Source organism: Microcoleus sp. SVA1B4 (assembly GCF_036700545.1).
Taxonomy (GTDB): Bacteria; Cyanobacteriota; Cyanobacteriia; order Cyanobacteriales; family Microcoleaceae; genus Microcoleus.
Genome location: NZ_JAUBPB010000132.1, coordinates 1 through 4,852, shown reverse-complemented (window position 1 = coordinate 4,852; position 4,852 = coordinate 1). Strand labels below are relative to the sequence as shown.

Genomic DNA, 4,852 nt, shown 5'->3' with positions numbered 1-4,852 from the left:
AAAAGTTTTTTTTAGTTATTTAGTAATGCACAAATTTAGGTGTTTGTCAAATTAATTTAGATGCGTTTACCCTGATTCCTTAGTCGGTGTTCGGGTGATTAACACCTCTTGCAAATTACCGACTACGAATTACCGATTGCCAATGGCTAATTATTGCTCAAAGCTAAAAATAGCTCGACAGCAGTCAACAGCGGTATACCTGACACTCCGCAAAATTAAATGTAGGATTAAGTGTTGCCGTGAATCAGAAAAAAAAGATGAACATATCCACTATTTGGCGAAAACTCCGCAGCCAGCAAGCCTTCTGCTTGGCTGTACTCCTGGCAGGTTGCCTGGTATTTATCGGTTGTTCCCCCGCACAGTCAACGGCTGGCAATTCAGTCGATCCCAAGTTGAAAGAGCAAGTCTTGCAGGTGATCCGCGAAAATCCCCAAGCAATTTTAGAGTCGGTACAAGGGTACCAGCAACAGCAGCAGCAGTCTCTCAAAGCAGCGCAGCAGTCATTTTTGCAGGAGATGAAAACTAATCCCAAATCTTCTATAGGGGATTCTCCCACCACGGGTTCAGCTTCGCAGCAGATTGTACTTTTAGAATTCTCTGACTTTCAATGTCCGTTTTGCGCGCGCGCTCACGATACTGTCAAGCAGTTTATGGCAAAACACCAGGACAAAGTTACTTTAGCTTACAAGCATTTTCCCTTGACTTCTATTCACCCTCAAGCGCTACCGGCAGCTAAAGCAGCTTGGGCGGCGGGGCAGCAGGGCAAATTCTGGGAATATTACAGCGCTTTGTTTGAAGGGCAGAAAGATTTAGGCGATCCATTGTACCCATCGATCGCCCAAAAGCTCAATCTAAAATTAGATAAATTCAACACCGATCGCAACAGCCCCGCTGCAGAAGCCGCCATTGCCAAAGACGTGCAACTTGCTCAACAACTAGGCATTGAAGGCACTCCGTTTTTTATTATGAACGGCGAAACTTTCTCCGGGGCGGTCGAGCTTTCTGAGATGGAAAGCATTCTCGCCTCTGTCTCGAAATAAGTAATTCCTGACTCTTGGAAACCGAGTATAAAAATGCGTTCCCAGCCTGCTTGGGCTGGGAACGAGAAAAACCCGAAAAACTCGAAAAATCTTTGATTAAACCGCAGCTAACTCAGGAGTCGGACGCTTGCTGTGGCGGATACCCTCGATCGCCGCTGCGTAATCATTCGCCTTAAACACAGCAGAACCAGCGACGATCGCATTTGCGCCCGCTTCCAGAACCTGCCAAGTATTGTTCCCCTTCAAACCGCCATCTACCTCAATCCAAGGATCGAGGCCCTTGTCGTCGCACATTTTACGCAACTGGCGAATTTTCGGCAAAACAGCCGGGATAAAACTTTGACCACCAAAGCCCGGATTGACGCTCATAATCAGCACCAAATCGCAAAGTTCCAGCACGTACTCGATCAACTCCAAAGGCGTCGAAGGATTCAGAACCACACCAGCCATTTTGCCCAATTCCCGAATTTGGCCGAGGGTGCGGTGCAAGTGAGGCGAAGCATTGTGTTCCGCGTGAACCGAAATAATGTCAGCACCAGCCTTAGCGAAGTCCTCGACGTACTTCTCCGGCTCCACAATCATCAAGTGGACATCGATTACCTTGGTAGTAACAGGGCGAATTGCCTCAACAATCAGCGGCCCGATAGTAATATTAGGAACAAAGCGACCGTCCATCACATCTACGTGAATCCAGTCAGCCCCAGCTCGATCGACAGCCTGAATCTCTTCTCCGAGACGGCTAAAATCGGCTGATAATATGGATGGAGCAATAACGATGGGTTTTTGGGATTGGGTCATGGCTAAGTCTGTTCTCCTGACTGCTGTGCTGTATCCAGTTTATCAAAATACGGGTCTCCGGGTCGAAAAGTTGCCAACGATCAGTCGCGAGATTGGGAGGGCAGAAAAATTTTGCCTCTGACAGACAAGTTTGGCGATCGCGCCAGCCCAGCTCTGGGAATTTTGGTTTAGGATATAAATTTTCCCTCTAACAAATAACTTGTGTGCAAAATCCGACCGAAAGCATCCAGGATACAAGCCCCCAAATTCATCCGTCCAGAAATAAAAAACCTGTATCCGATAAACAAGCGCCCGAATTTATCTCGCGCAAGTCAATGCTTCAATGCTTCAATCTAAAATCTAAAATCGATTGACCTTCTGCAAATTTTGAGTACCGAATTATGAAAAAAACAGATCCCTTAGAAAATCCTGAACTCGATCGTGCCAGTCTGTTTGTATTAATGATCCCAGTCATCGGCTTTTTCCCCGCCCTGTGGACTCTTTACCGCCGTCAGGGTAGTCCCGAACGCAAAGCCGTCAGCCGCTTGGCAATTGCCCTTGCTTTTAGTTGGCTCTTAGGACATATTCTTTTAGAAGCTGGAGCGATTTCTGCGGAATCTCCGACACTTCCCATGTTATTAATGAGTAGCCTGCTAACAACCAGCTATTTCATCGTTGCTCTGGGACTGATGGTTCGCCTCTGGAAGCGTCAACCGCTATGGTTGCCTGGAATTAGTCGCTTAGCCGAGCAAGTAGTAGGCAAACATTTATCATAATTTAGGGTTTTTTTAAGCCCCTACCCTATTGATTGAGTGCGTCTTCAGCTTGATACTACATATTGCCATTATCTTTTTTATTTTTGTTGTGTGTGAGGAAGCCAGTGCCAGCTCAAAAAATTCCTAATCAAGACCCTATCCAACAATCAACTGCTCAACCTGCAACCAAAAAAGCTTCCCAGCCCCATCGAGGCCGCTGGCTGGGATTTGGTTTTGGTTTGGCTGGAGTAGCCATGCTCTCAGCCACAGCCGGAGCATTGCTAGCCGTCTCCCTTTCTACAACGCCGCTTCAGCAACAAAAGTTGAGCCCTGAAGAAGCAGCAGTATTTTCTCAAGGCGACATGGCAAAGCTCAACATGAAGATGCCGGAGCTGACTCGCCCAGTTAATATTTTAGTTTTAGGACTTAAAGTTCTGACCTCTGACATCGAAGGAGGTGTCAACAAAGATGTCGGATACGAGGTTTGGGAAAACTCCTTTAAGGGCTTAACCGATACTATGCTGTTGGTGAGGTTTGACCCTCAAAATAAAAAGTTAAGCGTGCTTTCCATTCCGCGAGACACCCGCACCTATGTTGAAGGCCGGGGCGAGGTGAAAATCAACGAAGCTAATTACTACGGTGGCCCGGCTTCGTCAGCGAAGTCAGTCAGCGGACTCCTGGGCGGTGTGGGAATTGACCGCTATGTCACAGTTAATATTCATGGTATCAAAAGTTTGGTCGATGCCCTGGGTGGCATTACTATTAATGTCCCTAAAGACATGAAATATACCGATCATAGTCAGCATTTATATATAGATTTAAAGGCTGGCAAGCAGAAACTCAACGGCGAACAAATCGTGCAATATTTGCTTTATCGGCACGACGATTTGGGCGACATCGGGCGGGTGCAGCGCCAACAATTGTTGATGCGGGCTTTTGTGGAACAGGAAGTAAATGTAGGTTTGCTGTCTCGACTACCGAAGATTTTATCGGTGATTCAGTCTCACCTTGACACGAATTTGAGTATAGAAGAATTGGTAGCTTTGGCGGGTTTTGCTACTCAAACCGATCGCGCTGGCGTGCAGATGTTGATGGTTCCCGGCAAATTTAGCGATTCTAAGGACTACAAAGCAAGTTTTTGGTTGCCCGACCAATATGCCATCGAAACTATGGTGGCGGAACATTTTGACTTCGGCCAAAATACTTGGACAATTGAGAATGCTGATTCGACTTTTCTGAAGGTGGCGATTCAAGATAGTACCGGAGATCCATCGGCTGTTGAAGATTTTGTCAATAATTTGACTCAAGCCGGTTATCGGAATGTTCAGGTTTATAAAGCTTGGCCCGAACCGCTGGAGGTAACTACTCTAGTAGCTCAACAGGGCGATATTAAAGGTGCTCAAGCGATTCGCCAGTTTTTGGGTTTTGGAGATGTGTTGGTTGAGAGTACCGGTTCTTTGAATTCGGATGTCACAATCAGATTGGGTCAGGATTGGTTGGCGAAAAAGGCTCAGTCCGGTGGTGAGGCTAAGTCTTTTTAAACTGGATTTTAACTGGGGTATTTGTAGGGACACAGCAATGCTGTGTCCTCTTATTTTCTGTTGGTAGAGATGGAGGCGATCGCTTTTTTGTCTATTTACTGATAGTATATTTTTGGGTGATGATGAATCACGATCGCAATACCGATACTTCCCTCCGCAGTCACAAGTGAAACAATAATCAACGAGGGAAAGCTTAAGATATTTTATCAAGGTAGGGTTGATGAACAAGGGTGATAAAATAGACCGACAGCGAGAACATCAGGCAAATGAACGCACCTTTCTGGCATGGTTACGAACTTCACTGGCTTTAGTTGGTTTTGGGTTTGCAATCAGTCGGTTCAGTTTATTTCTCCGTCAATTTCAAGCTACAGTGACTCAGCAAGAAGTTTCCTCCCCTCCCTTCTTCAACTCCGAAACTTTAGGGCTGAGTCTGGTCGTTTTTGGGATTGCGGTCATTGCCTTAGCAGCATGGCGTTATAATCGAGTATTCTGGCAAATTGAGCGAGGTGATTATCGCCCAAATCGTGTGCTAGTTTGGATTCTGACTGGAGTTGTAATGATTTTAGGAACGTTAAGCATTCCGTTGGTGCTATGGCGCGATCGCGCAAATATAGCTCCCACTTCAACTCCTAAAAACTCTCAATTCTAAGTTAACCCGATCGCTTAGGATCGCGAATTAAATAACTTACAATTTTAATTGTTATTGTGGGATGGGCGTCCCGCCCGTCCAAAAAGGACG

5 protein-coding genes are annotated in these 4,852 nt (G+C 46.1%); 4 read left to right on the top strand and 1 reads right to left on the bottom strand.

Annotated features, from left to right (window positions below):
* The first annotated feature begins 257 nt into the window (after nucleotides 1–257).
* Nucleotides 258–1,040, top strand: a complete 783-nt coding sequence (locus QT987_RS29335) for a DsbA family protein (protein WP_333246972.1) — start codon at nucleotides 258–260, stop codon at nucleotides 1,038–1,040.
* A 96-nt stretch (nucleotides 1,041–1,136) separates the two neighbouring features.
* Here the strand turns inward: QT987_RS29335 and rpe are convergent, their stop codons facing one another.
* Entirely contained in the window at nucleotides 1,137–1,838 is a 702-nt protein-coding gene (rpe, locus tag QT987_RS29330) for a ribulose-phosphate 3-epimerase (RefSeq protein WP_006632078.1), read from the bottom strand.
* A gap of 380 nt (nucleotides 1,839–2,218) precedes the next feature.
* Here rpe and QT987_RS29325 point away from each other — a divergent pair, with 380 nt between their 5' ends.
* The 3 genes from QT987_RS29325 (at nucleotide 2,219) to QT987_RS29315 (ending at nucleotide 4,762) form a co-directional block, all read left to right on the top strand.
* On the top strand, nucleotides 2,219–2,593 hold the full coding sequence (locus QT987_RS29325) for a hypothetical protein (RefSeq protein ID WP_333245138.1): 375 nt from the start codon (nucleotides 2,219–2,221) through the stop codon (nucleotides 2,591–2,593).
* 104 nt (nucleotides 2,594–2,697) lie between these two features.
* Entirely contained in the window at nucleotides 2,698–4,113 is a 1,416-nt protein-coding gene (locus QT987_RS29320) for an LCP family protein (RefSeq protein WP_333246971.1), read from the top strand.
* Between the two features lie 220 nt (nucleotides 4,114–4,333).
* The gene (locus tag QT987_RS29315) at nucleotides 4,334–4,762 is read left to right on the top strand and encodes a DUF202 domain-containing protein (protein ID WP_333209163.1); all 429 of its coding nucleotides are present in this window, start codon (nucleotides 4,334–4,336) and stop codon (nucleotides 4,760–4,762) included.
* Nucleotides 4,763–4,852 lie beyond the last annotated feature (90 nt).